Below are 14626 nucleotides of genomic sequence, written 5' to 3'. Positions count from 1 at the left end.
GCCCGGATCCGGGGAAGGGCAGGAGCATGACCACCGACTCCCCGGACGCCATCCGCAAGGTCGCCGAGCTGCTCAAGGACCAGCGGCTCGGCTTCCTCACCACGACCATGCCCGACGGCCGGCTGACCAGCCGCCCGATGGCCCTGCAGGAGGTCGAGTTCGACGGCGACCTCTGGTTCTTCGCCGAGCAGGACGCCCCCTGGCTGACCCACATCGCCTCCTCGCCGCAGGTCAACGTGGGCGCCGGCTCCGGCGGCAGCTGGATCTCGCTGACCGGTACCGCGCAGGTCACCGCGGACGTGGCGAAGAAGAAGGAGCTGTGGAACAAGGGCGTCGAGGCCTGGCTGCCGCAGGGCCCGGAGGACCCGTCGGTCGTCCTGGTCAAGGTCCACGGGGACACCGCCGAGTACTGGGACTCCCCCGGCAACCGGCTGGCGACGGCGCTGAGCTTCGTCAAGGCCAAGGCCACGGGCAGCCAGCCCGACACCGGCGACAAGGACGTCGTCGACCTGCCCTGACGCAGGACGGGTGCGGCGGCCGGGCGGCCGCCGCACCCGCGGTCAGCGGATCGTGTAGCCGGCGTCGACCGGCAGCATCGCCCCGGTGACGTAGCGCGCCTCGTCGGAGACGAGGAACAGCACGGCGTTGGAGATGTCGACCGGGTCGACGTAGGGCACCGGCAGCGGGTGCAGCGTCTCGAACAGCTCGGCGAACTTCTCCCGCGTCGGCTCCGGGTCGTCGGGCGTGAACAGTCCCCACGTCTTCTCGTTCTGGATCATCACGGTGTCCACGCCGGTGGGGTGCACCGTGTTGACCCGGATGGACTGCTTGCCGAACTCGTTGGCCAGCGTCCGCATGATCCCGACGACGCCGTGCTTGGCCGCCGTGTAGTGGATCGTGTTCGCCGTCCCCTTGATGCCGGCGGTCGAGCTGGTGATGACGATCGACCCGCCGCCGCCCTCGATGAGGTGTGGCAGCGCGACCCGGCAGGTGTTCCAGACGCCGGTCAGGTTGATGTCGATCATCTCCTGCCAGTCGCCGTCGGTGAGTTCGAGCGCGGGCTTGATCTCGAAGACGCCGGCGTTGGCCAGCACGATGTCGAGCCGGCCGAGCTGGGCGACACCGTCGTCGACCGCCGCGCGCAGCGCCGCCGGGTCGCGGACGTCGGCCTTCGCCGCCACGATCCGCCGGTCGAGCGCCTCGACCTGGCGGACGGTCTCGGCGAGGTCCTCCTCGGTGGCCGGCGGGTACATCCCGATCGAGTCCACCGGCCCGCAGAGGTCGACGGCGATGACGTCGGCGCCCTCCTGCGCGAGCCGCAGCGCGTGGCTGCGGCCCTGGCTGCGGGCGGCTCCGGTGATGAAGGCGACCCTGCCCTCGACGCGGCCGGCCACTACTTGATCACCGACCCGGCGTCGACCGGGAGCTGGACGCCGGTGACGTACCGGGCGTCGTCGCTGACCAGCCAGAGGATCGCGTTGCTGATGTCGGCCGACTCGACCCACGGCACCGGCAGCGCGTTGAGCCCCTGGAACATCGGGGCGACGTCGTCCCGGGTCACCTCGTCCTCGGCCTTGTCGGGGACGAAGTTCCCGTAGGTCTTGCGGTTGTGGATCATGTCGGTGCTCACCGACGTCGGGTGCACCGAGTTGACCCGGATCATGTCCGGCGCCAGCTCGTTGGCCAGCGTCTTCACCAGCCCGACGACGCCGTGCTTGGCGGCGACGTAGTGGGCGAGGTTGCCCAGGCCCTTGATGCCGGCGGTGGAGCTCGTGAGCACGATCGCGCCGCCCTGGCCGTGCGCCCGCAGGTGCGGGACGGCTGCGCGCACCGTCTTGAAGACACCGGTGAGGTTGACGTCGATCATCTCGTCCCACATCTCGTCGGTGAGGTCCTCCACCGGCGCGAAGCTGGCGATGCCCGCGTTGGCCAGCACGATGTCGAGGCGGCCGAGCTCGGCGACGCCCTCGTCGACGGCCGTCCCCAGCGCGGCGGTGTCCCGGACGTCGGCGACCCGGGCGACGATCCGCCGGTCGAGGGCCTCGACCTGCCGGACGGTCTCGGCGAGGTCCTCCTGGGTGGCCAGTGGGTAGCCGACGGTCGGCATGTCGGCGCACCGGTCGACGGCGATGACGTCGGCGCCCTCCTGTGCCAGCCGGAGTGCGGGGCTGCGGCCCTGGCCGCGGGCCGCACCCGTGACGAGAGCGACCTTGCCGTCGAGTCTTCCCATGTGGACTCCCTGCTCGGCGGTGCGCTGAGCCCCCGTGACGCACGTGTCAACCTAGGCGGAGTCCGCCGGGCCGGGCAATGACACCGACGTCAGCCTCACGGACGGCGCACGGGCTCGGCCGGGGTCGTCCAGCCGACTCCCAGGCGGCGCACGGGCGGCGGTCAGCGGCCGCGTCGATCCTCGGTCGTGCCTCCTCCGGAGCGCCCGTGTCCCCCGTCGCGGGCGCTCCGGAGGGGCACCGGACCCCGAGGAGGACCCGTGCTCACCGTCGCCGTGCTCGTCGCCCTGCTGCTGACCATGACCCTCGCGGACCTGGCCCCCGGGCTGCTGCCCGACGGCCCGGGGCCCGCGGGGGTGGCCCCGACCCGCTGAGCCCTCAGCCGAGCTGCAGGCCCGCCAGCGGCGACTCGTCGCAGATCCGGGCGGGCGGTGCGGGTGTGGACGCAGCCGGGATCGCGGGCATGCCGAGCAGCGTCGGCTGGCCGCGGACCGGGCCGGTGTGCGAGTGGTCGAGGTGGCTCTTGGGCTTGACCAGGTCGAGGTCGCGGGCGGCCAGCGCGGTCTCGCCGTAGCCCTGCACGCACTCCGGGTCGGGGCCGTCCAGCGGCAGGCCGGTGAAGAACTTGGCCGCCATGCAACCGCCCCGGCAGGCGTCGAAGTGCGCGCACTTCGTGCAGGCGCCGCCGGTCTGCGGGCTGCGCAGCTCGGCGAACAGCTCGCTCTGCTGCCAGACCCGCTGGAAGCCGCCCTCGCTGCGGACGTTGCCGGCGAGGAACTGCTCGTGGATGGCGAAGGGGCAGGCGTAGACGTCGCCGACCGGGTCGATCAGGCAGACCACCCGCCCGGCGCCGCACAGGTTCAGGCCCGGCAGCGCCTGCCCGTAGGCCGACAGGTGGAAGAACGAGTCGCCGGTGAGCACCCGGTCGCCGTTGGCCAGCAGCCAGGCGTAGAGCTCGCGCTGCTGGGCCTGGGTCGGGTGCAGCTGGTCCCACACGTCGGCGCCGCGGCCCGACGGTCGGAAGCGGGTGATCCGCAGCTGGGCGCCGTAGCGGTCGGTCAGGGCCCGGAAGTCGTCGAGCTGGGAGACGTTCTCCCGGGTGACGACGACGGAGACCTTGAAGTCCTTCATCCCCGCCTCGGCCAGGTTCTCCAGGGCCTTCGTGGCGGTGGCGAACGACCCGGTGCCGCGGACCCGGTCGTTGACCTCGGCGGTGGCGCCGTCGAGGGAGATCTGCACGTCGACGTAGTCGGTGGCAGCCAGCTGCTCGGCGCGCGCCCGGTCCAGCTTCACGCCGTTGGTGGAGAACTTGACGCCGACGTCGTGGCCGATGGCGTAGTCGAGCAGGTGCCAGAAGTCCGGGCGCACGGTGGGCTCGCCGCCGCCGACGTTGACGTAGAAGACCTGCATCCGCTGCAGCTCGTCGATGACGCCCTCGGCCTCGGCGGTGGTCAGCTCGCGGGGGTCGCGCCGGCCCGAGGAGGACAGGCAGTGCACGCACGCCAGGTTGCAGGCGTAGGTGAGCTCCCAGGTGAGACAGATGGGGGCGTCGAGGCCGTACTCGAACTGGTCGACCAGGCGGCCGCCGGTGGGGCGCTCCGGGGCGGCGGGTCGGCTCGGCAGGACGGCGGTCATGCGCGCACCTCTTCGGGACGGCGTTCGATCATCTGGGAGCGGGCGAGGTCGGCCAGCGCCGTCACGTACGCGGGCCGCTGGGCCTCGGGGACGCCGCACGCGACCAGGGTCGCGGTGGCGCTGGGGTGGTCGGCCAGCGTCTCCACGACGGTGACCAGCGTCTTCGACTTCAGGAACGACAGCTTGCGGTTGCCGAAGTGGTAGACCAGCGCCCCGAACGGCTCCGGCCGCAGCGCCACCGACCGGGCGCGACGCCAGGGCAGATCGGGGTCGAAGAGGTCCGCGGCCGGAGCGGTCGGGGTCGTCACGGTCGGCTCAGTAGACGCCGCACATGCCGTCGATGGAGACCTCCTCGACGAGGGACTCCTCGACCAGCGCCTCCTCGGCTCCCGTCTCGACGGCGGTGGCCTGCGCGGCTCCGTCCTGGGTCTCGGTCTGGGTCGTCTCGGGCATGCGGACCTCCGGATCAGGTGGGTCGGGGGATGCGGAGGACGCTAGAGGCACCGAGTGCCACGGGCAACCGTGTGGGTGAGCGGGGCCACACCGGCGGCTCCCGGCCGGCCGGAACGGGCCAAGATGTGCCGGTGACCGACGTGCTGCGCGCCGACCTCCGCGAGGACACCCGGGCGCGGATCGAGCAGGCGGCCCTCGAGCTGTTCACCGCCGCGGGGTTCGAGCAGGTGACGATCGAGGAGATCGCGGCCGCCGCGGGCACCAGCCGGCGCACGTTCTTCCGCACCGTGGGCAGCAAGGCCGACGCCGTCTGGGGCGACTTCGACGGCCACGTCGACCGCCTGGCCACCCTGCTCGAGCACTCCGGCGACGACGTGCCGGTGCTGACCGCCGTGCTCGGCGCCTACGTCGAGGTCAACGACTACGCGCCCGAGGACCTCCCGGTGCTGCGCCAGCGGATGCGGCTGATCCTCACCGAGCCGGCGCTGCAGGCCCACTCGCAGCTGCGCTACGCCGACGTCGACCGGGTGGTGGCCGGCTACGTGGCCCGGCGCTGCGGGGAGCAGCCGACGGCGCTGGTGCCGAGGCTGGTCGCCACGGCCACCCGGGCGGCGGCGACGACGGCGTTCGAGGCGTGGCTGTCCGGCGCCGCGCCCTCGCTCGCCGACGCGCTGCGGACGGCGTTCGGCCAGCTCGCGGAGGGCTTCCCCGGCCTGCGCTGACGAGGCACTGACGAGGCATTGGAGGCTATCCGCACGTTCTGGTACGCGATACGTGCGTGAAGCTTCCTATGCCCGGCCCACCGCGGCGCGCAGGCCGTCGAGCAGCCGGTCGACGTCGGCGTCGTCGGTGTAGGGCGCGAGCCCCACCCGCAGGCCACCGGTGTCGCCGAGGCCGAGCCGCCGGGACACCTCGATCGCGTAGAAGCTGCCCGACGGCGCGTTGACCCCGCGCGCGGCGAGCTCCCGGGTGACGTCGGCGGCCGCCCGGTCGGCGAAGGTGAGCAGCAGCGTCGGCGTGCGGTGCGCCGCCCGTGACCACAGCGTGACGCCGGGCAGCTCCGCGAGGGCGTCCTCGATGCGCAGCCGCAGTCGGTCCTCGTGCTCCTCGACGGCGGTCAAGCCCGCGACCAGCCGCGCCCGCCGGTCGCCGTCGTCCCCGCCGAGGCCGGCCAGGTAGTCGACCGCCGCCGTCGTCCCGGCGAGCAGCTCGTAGGGCAGCGTGCCCAGCTCGAAGCGCTCGGGGACCGCGTCGGTGGAGGGCAGCAGCTTGTCCGGGTGCAGCGTCTCCAGCAGCGACGGCGCGGCAACCAGGCAGCCCAGGTGCGGGCCGAGGAACTTGTACGGCGAGCAGGCGTAGAGGTCCGCGCCGAGCGCCGCGACGTCGACCGGCGCGTGCGCGGTGAGGTGCACGCCGTCCACGTGGGTGAGCGCCCCGGCCTCGTGCGCCAGGGCGGTGAGGGCGGCGACGTCGGGGCGGGTGCCGATGAGGTTGGAGGCGCCGGTCAGCGCGACCAGCCGGGTGCGGTCGGAGAGCACGGCGGCCAGCGCGTCCGGCGTCAGCTCGCCGGTGTCCGGGTCGAGGTCCGCCCACCGCACCGTGGCGCCCCGCGCCTGCGCCGCCTGCACCCACGGCCGCACGTTGGCGTCGTGGTCGAGCCGGGTGACCACGACCTCGTCGCCCCGGCCCCAGCCGGCGGCCAGCGTGCGGGACAGGTCGTAGGTCAGCTGGGTCATCGACCGGCCGAAGACCACGCCCCCGGGGTCGCCCGCCACCAGGTCGGCGACCGCGGCGCGGGCGGCGACCACCACCGCGTCGGCGTTGCGCTCGGCCTCGGTGACCTGCCCGCGGTTGGCGATCGGCGAGCCGAGGGTGGCCGCCACGGCGTGCGCGACCTGGCGGGGCACCTGCGAGCCGCCCGGCCCGTCGAAGTGGGCGGCGCCGGCCCGCAGCGCGGGGAAGTCGGCACGGACGGCGGCGACGTCGTACGCGGTGCTCACGGTGCTCATCGCCGCCGAGCATGGGGGACGGCAGACTCCGCGGCATGTCCGACCTGACGCACTCCGACTCCGTCGTCGTCGCCGTCGGCCCGGAGGAGCTCTACGACCTGGTCAGCGACGTGACCCGCACCGGCGAGTGGAGCCCGGTCTGCGTGGCCTGCTGGTGGGACGAGGGCGCCACCGGGCAGGCCGGCGACTGGTTCACCGGCCGTAACGTCACGCCCGAGCGCACGTGGGAGACGCGCAGCCAGGTGGCCGTCGCCGACCGCGGCCGGGAGTTCGCCTGGCTGGTCGGCGGCTCGCGGGCGCGCTGGGGCTACGTGCTCGAGCCCGTCGAGGGCGGCACCCGGCTCATCGAGACGTGGGCGTTCCTGCCCGACGGCGTCGCCTTCATGACCGAGCGCTACGGCGCCGACGACGCCCCGGCCCAGGTGCAGGCCCGCATCCGCGCCGCGCGGGAGGGCATCCCGGCCACGCTCGCGGCCATCAAGCGCGTCGCCGAGGCGTGAGGGAGTGCACGTCCGCGGAGATGCGCCGAGGCGTCTCCGCGGACGTGCACGGGTGGACTAGCGGCCGAGGATCCCGCCGATGGCGCCGCCGAGGCCGCCGCCCTGGCCGCCACCACCCCCGCCGAGCATCTTGATCAGGTCCATCGGGTCGATGCCGAGCTTCTGGAGGAGCCCGGCGTGCTGGTCGGTGTCGACCTGACCGGGCAGTTCCTGGTCGGCCTGCTGCGCCTTGGCGTCGTCACCCTGCGACTGGAGCAGCTGGAGGATCTGTGCCTTGTCGATCTGCATGGGCGGGCCGGTACCCACTCAGCCCGCCGCCCTCACCACCCGGTCGGGACGGACCACGACCCAGCGGGCGCGGCCGGCGCGCAGCCACGCGGTCAGGGTGCCGTCGACGTCGTCGAGCGCGGTCCGCCGCCCGCCCGCGGTGACGGTGGGCCCGGACGGCGCCAGCGCGAGGACGGCGGTGCCGGCGCCGAGGACGTCGTCGAGCCGGCACTCCCGGCCGTCGACGCGGACCCGGGCGCGCGGCACGAGCGTCCCCGCCAGCCGGCGCCCGGCCGGCCCGCCGCGGTCGACCAGCGGCCCGCGGCGCAGCGGCGGCGTGCGGCTGTCGGTGGCGTAGGCGGCAAGCGCCGGCACCCGGCCGACGGCGGCGAGCACCGCCCGGCGGACCGGCACCGCGCCCGCTCCCCCGCCGGTCATCAGCCCGCCGACCAGCGCGGCCAGCCGCACCAGCGCCCGGGCGTGCGGCCCGCGCTCGGCGCCGTGGCTATCGAGCAGGCCCTCGTCCGCGGCACCGGTGACGACGGCGGCGACCTTCCAGGCGAGCTGGTGCACGTCGCGCAGCCCGAGGCCGAGGCCCTGGCCGACGAACGGCGGGGTCAGGTGGGCGGCGTCGCCGGCCAGCAGCACCCGCCCGCGCCGCCACCGGTCGGCCACCTCCGCGCGGTAGACGTACTCGGCGGCGCGGACCACCTCGGCGCCGTCGGCCCCGAACGGCGCCAGCAGCGGCCGCAGCACCTCCGGCGCGGTGAGCGCGGCCGCCGTCCCGCCGTCGAACAGCCGGGTCTCGAAGCGGTACCGGTCGCCGCTGACCGGCATGAACGTCGCCGCGCGGGCCGGATCGCAGACCTGGTGCACGCCGGGCCACACCGGCAGCGGCGACGGCGCGCGCAGGTCGACCACCAGCCAGCGGTCGGGCCGGGCGAGGGCGCGCATGCGGGCGCCGGTCAGCCGCCGCACCGTGCTGTGCGCCCCGTCGCAGCCGAGCACGGCCGCGGCGTCGAGCCGGTCCCCGCCGGCCAGCGCCACCGTGACGGCCCGGTCCGGCCGCTCCGTCAGCCCGGTCACCTCGGCGGGCGCGCGCAGCGTGACCCGCGGCGCCCGGTCGACGGCGGCGCGCAGCACCGCCTCGAGGTCGGGCTGGTGGAACATCGACGCCTGCGGCCAGCCGTGCCGGCCGGCGCCCGGGTCGCGCGCGAACTCGGCGAGCACCCGGTGGCCGGCGTCGAGCAGCCGCAACCCCGCCATCGGCCGGCTGACGGCGAGGAACTCCTCCGCGACCCCGGCGTCGGCCAGCGCGCGCAGCGCCTCGTCGTCGAGGTGCACGGCCCGGGGGACGGCGGGCGGCGCGGGCCGGCGCTCGAGCAGCAGCACGTCGATCCCCCGCCGCGCGAGCAGCAGCGCCGCGGTGCAGCCCACCGGCCCGGCGCCGACGACGACCACCGGCAGCTGCGACACGCCGCCCAGTGTCGCGGACCGGGCGGCGGCGCCCGTCCTGGCATCGTGGTCCCGCCATGGCCCCGACGTCCGCCCCCGCGCCGCCGCGCGAGTGGCGCCGCCACGGTCGGCCCGCCGGCGAGCGCTGGCGCACCCTCGTCAGCGGCCTGGGCCAGACGCTGGTCACGGCCGGCGTCGTGCTGCTGCTGTTCGTCGCCTACGAGCTGTGGGTGACCGGCCTGTTCACCGCGCGCGACCAGGACCGGCTCGCCGACCAGCTGGCCACCGAGTGGTCCGGCGGCTCACCCGGCGCGGACGCGCCCGTCGTCGGCACGCCCACCTCCCCGGCCGCGCCCGGCGTGGGCGAGCCGTTCGCGGTGCTGCACGTGCCGCGCCTGGGCGAGGACTGGTCGCGGGTCGTGCTCGAGGGCACCACCGAGGACCAGCTCGCGCAGGGCCCGGGCCACTACGTCGGGACGGCGATGCCCGGCGAGCAGGGCAACCTCGCCGTCGCCGGCCACCGCGTGGGCCGCGGCTCGCCGTTCCTCGAGCTCGACGCGCTGCGGCCGGGCGACGCCGTCGTCGTCGAGGTGGCCGACGGCTGGTTCACCTACCGGGTGCTCGGCGCCGGCGACGACCTGGCCGCGCCCGACCCCAACGGCGTCCCCGGGCGGCAGATCGTGACGCCCGACCGGGTCGACGTCGTCGCGCCCGTCCCCGGCGGCGCCGCGGACGCCGCCCCCGCCGGCGCCTACCTGACGCTCACGACCTGCCACCCGCGGTACTCGGCGCGGCAGCGCCTGGTCGTGCACGCCGTGCTGGAGGGCCCGGGCGTGACCCGGGCCGACGCCCCCGACGGGCCGCCGGCCCTGACCGAGGACTGAGCCGTGTACCGCTGGATCTGGCGCCACCTCCCCGGGGGGACGGCGACCCGCGCGGCGCTGTCGCTGCTGCTGGCGCTCGCCGCCTGCGCGCTGCTGCTGTTCGTCGTCTTCCCCGCCGTCGAGCCGCACCTGCCGTTCACCTCGGTGACGGTCGACCCCGGCCGCTGAGGGCCGCCCGCCGCAACGGTTGCGTCCCCTTGACGGCACCCGGTGCCGCGCACAGTCTGTGGCGCGGCGCACAGTCGCAGCGGCGGCCCGTCGACGGCGACGGGCGGCGACCGCGCGCGGACGGACGGAGGCACACCGGGTGAAGACCAAGGGCGCGATCCTGTGGGGCGTCGGCGAGGACTGGTCGATCGAGGAGATCGAGCTGGGCGACCCGAGGGAGGGTGAGGTCCAGGTCCAGCTCGCCGCGTCGGGCCTGTGCCACAGCGACGAGCACCTGGTCACCGGCGGCACGCCCGTCGCCTTCTACCCGGTCATCGGCGGCCACGAGGGCTCCGGCGTCGTCACCAAGGTCGGCCCCGGCGTGACCGGGCTGCAGGAGGGCGACCACGTCGTCACCGCCTTCATCCCCGCCTGCGGCCAGTGCCCGCCGTGTTCGAAGGGGATGCAGAACCTCTGCGACCTCGGCGCCAGCCTGCTGGCCGGCACCGCGATCTCCGACGGCAGCTACCGGGTGCAGGCCAAGGGCCAGGACGTCATCCCGATGTGCCTGCTCGGCACGTTCTCCCCCTACATCACCGTGCACCAGGCGTCGGTGGTGAAGATCGAGCCCGACATCCCGCTGGAGATCGCCGCGCTGGTGGGCTGCGGCGTCACCACCGGCTGGGGCTCGGCCACCAAGGTCGCCGACGTCCGGCCCGGCGAGAACGTCGTCGTCATGGGCGCCGGCGGCGTCGGCATGAACGCCGTCCAGGGCGCCGCGGCGGCCGGGGCCAAGCGGGTCATGGTCATCGAGCCGGTCGCCCGCAAGCGCGAATGGGCCATGGACCTCGGCGCGACGCACGTGTTCGAGTCGGCCGAGGAGGCCACCGAGAAGGTCAACGAGCTGACCTGGGGCCGGATGGCCGACAAGACGATCATCACCGTCGGCGACATCCAGGGCGAGGACATCCAGACCGCGCTGAGCCTCACCGGCAAGGGCGGCCGCGCCGTCGTCACCGGCATGGGCAACGCCGCGAACACGGACGTCAAGCTCAGCCTCTTCGAGCTCACGCTGCTGCAGAAGGACCTGCAGGGCGCGATCTTCGGCGGGCTGGCGCCGCGGGCGGCGATCCCCGAGCTGCTCAGCCTCTACCAGGAGGGCCAGCTCAAGCTCGACGAGCTCGCGACCACGAAGTACAAGCTGGAGGACATCAACCAGGGCTACCAGGACATGCGCGACGGCAAGAACATCCGCGGGATGGTCGTCTACACCGACGCCGACCGCTGAGCCGTCCGCCCGTGCCCGCCGGCCACGCGCCGGCGGGCACGGGCGCGTCTCAGCCCCTCAGCTCGGGGAAGTCGGTGTCGGCCCAGTCGGTGCCCGTGCCCGCCGGCGCCGCCTGCTCCTCCCGCTGCCGCAGCTCGACCCGGCGGATCTTCCCCGAGACCGTCTTGGGCAGCTCCGCGAACTCGATCCGCCGCACCCGCAGGTAGGGCGCCAGCCGCTCGCGCGCGTGCCGCAGCACCGCCAGCGCCGTCTCCGGCCCCGCCTCCCAGCCCGGGGCGAGCATCACGTAGGCCTTCGGCACGGCCAGCCGGACCGGGTCGGGCACCGGCACGACGGCGGCCTCGACCACCGCGGGGTGCTCGATGAGCACGCTCTCCAGCTCGAACGGGCTGATCTTGTAGTCGCTGGCCTTGAAGACGTCGTCGGTGCGCCCGACGTAGGTGATGTAGCCGTCGGCGTCCCGGGTCGCGACGTCGCCGGTGTGGTAGTACCCGCCGGCCATCGCCTCGGCCGCCCGCTCCGGGTCGCCCTGGTAGCCGGTCATCAGCCCGACCGGCCGCTGCGAGAGGTCCAGGCAGATCTCGCCCTCGCTGCCCTGCTGCCCGGTGAGCGGGTCGACCAGCACCACCGGGACGCCGGGCAACGGGCGGCCCATGGAGCCCGGGCGCACCTCCGCGCCGGGCGCGTTGGCCACCGACGCCGTCGTCTCGGTCTGCCCGTAGCCGTCCCGCAGCGTGAGCCCCCAGTGCCGGCGGACCTGCTCGATGACCTCGGGGTTGAGCGGCTCGCCCGCGGCGACCACCTCGCGCAGCGTGCCGGGACCGCCGGAGAGGTCGGCCTGGATGAGCATCCGCCAGACCGTGGGCGGCGCGCAGAAGGTGGTCACGCCGGTGCCGCGGACGTGCCCCAGGACGCGCGCGGCGTCGAACCGCGTGTAGTTGAACAGGTCGACGGTGGCCTCGGCGGCCCACGGGGCGAAGAAGCAGCTCCACGCGTGCTTGGCCCAGCCGGGCGAGCTGATGTTGAGGTGCACGTCGCCGGGCCGCAGGCCCAGCCAGTACATCGTCGACAGGTGCCCGACCGGGTAGCTGACCTGCGTGTGCTCGACCAGCTTGGGCCGGCTGGTGGTGCCGCTGGTGAAGTACAGGAGCAGCGGGTCGCCGGGCTCGGTGCCGGGGTGGCCGAGCGGCGCGTCGGGGGCGCCGGCGCTGTCGGCGTAGGGCGCCCACCCGGACGGCGCGTCGCCCACGGCGATCCGGCCGTAGTCGCCCGGCACGGCGTCGAACTTGGCGGCGTCGACGGCGTTGACGACGACGTGCCGGGCGCCGCCGCGGCCGATCCGGTCGGCGAGGTCGTCGGGGCCGAGCGCGGTGGTGGTCGGCATGATGACCGCGCCGAGCTTCATCACCGCGAGCATCGCCTCCCACAGCTCGACCTGGTTGCCGAGCATGAGGACGACGCGGTCGCCGCGCCCGACGCCGCGCTCCCGCAGCCACGCGGCCACCTGGTCCGAGCGGCGGGACAGCTCGGCGAACGACCAGCTGCCGCTCGTGCCGTCCTCCTCGGTGATGCGCAGCCCGGGCCGCTCCACGCCGCGGGCGACCTCGTCGAACCAGTCCACCGCCCAGTTGAACGGGCCCTCCACCCGTGGGAACGCGAACTCGGCGGCCGCCGTGGCGGGGTCGCCGCGGAGGGCGAGCAGCCGGTCGCGGGCCTCCCGGTAGGCGGTGGTGGCGGTGCCGGGCATGCGGGGGCTCCCTCGGTCGTGCGGTCGTGGGCCCCGGCATGGTCGGACGCGCCCGTCCGGCACCACCACCCCCGATCGCGCCGGGCGTTGCCGCACGTTGCAGGCGAGGACGGCCCCCGGCGCCCGCGGCGCTACCGTGACGCGGGTCACCATCGTCCGCCCTGCCCGAGGAGGTCCCCCGTGTCCCTCCCTGCCACCGCCCGGCCCGACGACCGCGACGTCCTGCGGGCCGCCGTCCGCGAGGTGCACGCCCGGTCGGGGATGGGCGTGGTGTTCGCCGGCCCGGTGCAGGGCGCGGCCATGCGGATCGAGGAGATGGTGGGCGGGCGCACGCGGTACCTGCACGGGCTGCAGGTGCGCACGGGCGCGGGCCTGGGCGGGCGGGTGCTCAGCGAGGGCCGTCCGGCCGGCGTCGAGGACTACGAGCGGGCGCTGGACATCACGCACGAGTACGACGGGCCGGTGCTCGCCGAGGGGCTGCGCACGGTGGCCGCGGTGCCGGTGCTGGTCGACGGGCGGGCGCGGGCGGTGCTCTACGCGGCCAGCCGGGAGGGCGGCTCGGTGGGCGACCGGGTGCGCGACGCGCTGGCCCGCGCGGCCGGGCGGATGGGCGCCGAGCTCGCCGTCCGCGACGAGGTGGACCGCCGTGTGGCGCTGATGGCCGCCGCCCCGGCCGGCCCGTCCGCCGCGGAGGACCCGGCGCGGTGGGAGGAGGTGCGCGCGGTGCACGCCGACCTCCGGCTCGCCGCGCAGGCCACCGACGACGCCGCGCTGCGCGACCGGCTGCTGTCGGCGTGCGGGCGGCTCGCGGCGCTGGGCGCCCCGCGCGGGACCCGGCCGGCCGTGCGGCTGTCCGCGCGCGAGGTCGACGTCCTCACGCAGGTGGCGCTGGGCTGCAGCAACCGCGAGACCGCGACCCGGCTGTCGCTGCGCCCGGAGACGGTGAAGAGCTACCTCGGCTCGGCGATGACGAAGCTCGACGCGCACACCCGCCTGGAGGCCGTCGTCCAGGCCCGGAGGCTCGGCCTGCTGCCGTAGGCGCTCGTCGCGTCGATCATCGGACGCGTGCCGCCGACACGCGCGGACACGCCGGTGGGAGCGGCACGCATCCGATGGTCACGTCCCCCGACTAGGCGTGGGTGGCCGGATGCGCTCAGGAAGCTCGCGCACCGGCCGATGAATGGAGTGACCGCAGCACCCTGACGAGCAGCGAGGGCCCATGAAGGACGTGCACATCCGTGTCGGCACTTGGAACGTGCAGTACGCCACGCCGGACCGCAACAGCGCCCGCCTGCAACGGCTCATCGCCGAGTACTGCGACGTCATCGTGCTGACCGAGACCCACTCCGACCTCGCGTTGCCGGACCCCTACAAGCCCGTGGCCATGGGACAGAGGCCTGGCGCTCGCCTCGGCGGGAGCTGGGTGACCATCTGGACCCGACGGGAGGTCACTGGGCGATTCGAATCCGCTCCCGACCTCCGCGCGATCGCCGTCGAACTCGAGGACTCGGTGGTCGTCTACGGCACGGTCCTGCCCTGGGACTCCGAGTCCCTGCCGGACACTCCCGCGGACGCGAGGGCCAAGAGCTGGGCCGAGTTCCTTCGACTCCTCCCCCAGCACGAACGACGCTGGGAGGAACTGCGTGCAGCGCATCCGGACCATCTGCTGGTGGTCGCCGGCGATCTCAATCAGTCGCTCGGGCATGGGGACGGGTATGGCTCGAAGGACGCTCGTGCAGCTCTGCGAAGGTCTTTGACGGCGGCTGGCCTGACCTGCTTCACGGACGGCGACCGCTTCGAGGCGGATCTCGCAGAGGACCCGATCGACCACATCTGCGCCGCTCCACCTTCGGGCGCCACCCTGCACGCCAGCAACTGGAAGGCGTGGGAGGGCCGGTCGCTCGACGGAGCGAAGCTCTCGGACCACTCCGGCGTTGCGGTGACGATCAGCACCTGACATTGATCATCGGACGCTTGCCGCCGACACGCGCGGACACGCCGGTGGGAGCGGCA

Annotated in this window: 17 protein-coding genes; 8 read left to right on the top strand and 9 right to left on the bottom strand. The window is 74.8% G+C overall.

Annotated elements, in window-relative coordinates; translation table 11 throughout:
• The first annotated feature begins 26 nt into the window (after positions 1-26).
• Positions 27-518, top strand: coding sequence for a pyridoxamine 5'-phosphate oxidase family protein (locus tag WA616_RS13885; protein WP_336030666.1), 492 nt, complete (start codon positions 27-29; stop codon positions 516-518).
• Between the two features lie 42 nt (positions 519-560).
• On the opposite strand, the gene WA616_RS13880 is transcribed toward WA616_RS13885, so the two are convergent.
• From WA616_RS13880 to mftA, 5 genes are all read right to left on the bottom strand, one after another.
• On the bottom strand, positions 561-1394 hold the full coding sequence (locus WA616_RS13880) for a mycofactocin-coupled SDR family oxidoreductase (protein WP_336030665.1): 834 nt from the start codon (positions 1392-1394) through the stop codon (positions 561-563).
• On the bottom strand, positions 1394-2230 hold the full coding sequence (locus WA616_RS13875; protein WP_336030662.1) for a mycofactocin-coupled SDR family oxidoreductase: 837 nt from the start codon (positions 2228-2230) through the stop codon (positions 1394-1396). Before WA616_RS13875 ends, WA616_RS13880 begins: the two co-directional genes overlap by 1 nt.
• A 376-nt stretch (positions 2231-2606) precedes the next feature.
• Positions 2607-3863, bottom strand: a complete 1257-nt coding sequence (mftC, locus tag WA616_RS13870) for a mycofactocin radical SAM maturase (RefSeq protein ID WP_336030659.1) — start codon at positions 3861-3863, stop codon at positions 2607-2609.
• The gene (gene mftB / locus WA616_RS13865) at positions 3860-4171 is read right to left on the bottom strand and encodes a mycofactocin biosynthesis chaperone MftB (protein WP_336030657.1); all 312 of its coding nucleotides are present in this window, start codon (positions 4169-4171) and stop codon (positions 3860-3862) included. Before mftB ends, mftC begins: the two co-directional genes overlap by 4 nt.
• Positions 4172-4178: 7 nt before the next feature.
• A complete protein-coding gene (mftA, locus tag WA616_RS13860) occupies positions 4179-4316 on the bottom strand; it encodes a mycofactocin precursor MftA (RefSeq protein WP_336030655.1) in 138 nt (45 codons plus the stop codon).
• Positions 4317-4447: 131 nt separating this feature from the next.
• Between mftA and mftR the strand changes: the two genes are divergently transcribed.
• A complete protein-coding gene (mftR, locus tag WA616_RS13855; RefSeq protein WP_336030653.1) occupies positions 4448-5038 on the top strand; it encodes a mycofactocin system transcriptional regulator in 591 nt (196 codons plus the stop codon).
• Positions 5039-5104: 66 nt separating this feature from the next.
• Here the strand turns inward: mftR and WA616_RS13850 are convergent, their stop codons facing one another.
• Complete coding sequence (locus tag WA616_RS13850; RefSeq protein WP_336030652.1) at positions 5105-6325, bottom strand: cysteine desulfurase-like protein; 1221 nt, start codon at positions 6323-6325, stop codon at positions 5105-5107.
• A gap of 35 nt (positions 6326-6360) precedes the next feature.
• Here WA616_RS13850 and WA616_RS13845 point away from each other — a divergent pair, with 35 nt between their 5' ends.
• A complete protein-coding gene (locus tag WA616_RS13845) occupies positions 6361-6825 on the top strand; it encodes an SRPBCC family protein (protein ID WP_336030651.1) in 465 nt (154 codons plus the stop codon).
• A gap of 57 nt (positions 6826-6882) precedes the next feature.
• Here WA616_RS13845 and WA616_RS13840 read toward each other — a convergent pair whose 3' ends face one another.
• A complete protein-coding gene (locus tag WA616_RS13840) occupies positions 6883-7113 on the bottom strand; it encodes a hypothetical protein (RefSeq protein ID WP_073420859.1) in 231 nt (76 codons plus the stop codon).
• 18 nt (positions 7114-7131) lie between these two features.
• Complete coding sequence (locus tag WA616_RS13835; RefSeq protein WP_336030647.1) at positions 7132-8568, bottom strand: bifunctional 3-(3-hydroxy-phenyl)propionate/3-hydroxycinnamic acid hydroxylase; 1437 nt, start codon at positions 8566-8568, stop codon at positions 7132-7134.
• A 56-nt stretch (positions 8569-8624) separates the two neighbouring features.
• Here WA616_RS13835 and WA616_RS13830 point away from each other — a divergent pair, with 56 nt between their 5' ends.
• The 3 genes from WA616_RS13830 to WA616_RS13820 all read left to right on the top strand — a co-directional run bounded on the left by WA616_RS13830 (position 8625) and on the right by WA616_RS13820 (position 10866).
• Positions 8625-9431: a class E sortase gene (locus WA616_RS13830; RefSeq protein WP_336030645.1), complete on the top strand. Its 807-nt coding sequence runs from the start codon at positions 8625-8627 to the stop codon at positions 9429-9431.
• 3 nt (positions 9432-9434) lie between these two features.
• Positions 9435-9599, top strand: a complete 165-nt coding sequence (locus tag WA616_RS13825) for a hypothetical protein (RefSeq protein WP_336030643.1) — start codon at positions 9435-9437, stop codon at positions 9597-9599.
• Positions 9600-9738: 139 nt separating this feature from the next.
• Positions 9739-10866: an NDMA-dependent alcohol dehydrogenase gene (locus tag WA616_RS13820; protein WP_073420857.1), complete on the top strand. Its 1128-nt coding sequence runs from the start codon at positions 9739-9741 to the stop codon at positions 10864-10866.
• Positions 10867-10915: 49 nt separating this feature from the next.
• On the opposite strand, the gene WA616_RS13815 is transcribed toward WA616_RS13820, so the two are convergent.
• Positions 10916-12613, bottom strand: coding sequence for an AMP-binding protein (locus WA616_RS13815; RefSeq protein ID WP_336030642.1), 1698 nt, complete (start codon positions 12611-12613; stop codon positions 10916-10918).
• Positions 12614-12793: 180 nt separating this feature from the next.
• Here WA616_RS13815 and WA616_RS13810 point away from each other — a divergent pair, with 180 nt between their 5' ends.
• Positions 12794-13651: a helix-turn-helix transcriptional regulator gene (locus WA616_RS13810; RefSeq protein WP_336030640.1), complete on the top strand. Its 858-nt coding sequence runs from the start codon at positions 12794-12796 to the stop codon at positions 13649-13651.
• Between the two features lie 181 nt (positions 13652-13832).
• Positions 13833-14570: an endonuclease/exonuclease/phosphatase family protein gene (locus WA616_RS13805; protein ID WP_336030639.1), complete on the top strand. Its 738-nt coding sequence runs from the start codon at positions 13833-13835 to the stop codon at positions 14568-14570.
• Positions 14571-14626: the final 56 nt, after the last annotated feature.

The organism is Geodermatophilus sp. FMUSA9-8 (genome assembly GCF_037034165.1).
Lineage (GTDB): Bacteria > Actinomycetota > Actinomycetes > Mycobacteriales > Geodermatophilaceae > Geodermatophilus > Geodermatophilus nigrescens.
This window is presented reverse-complemented; position numbering and strand designations above follow the sequence as displayed.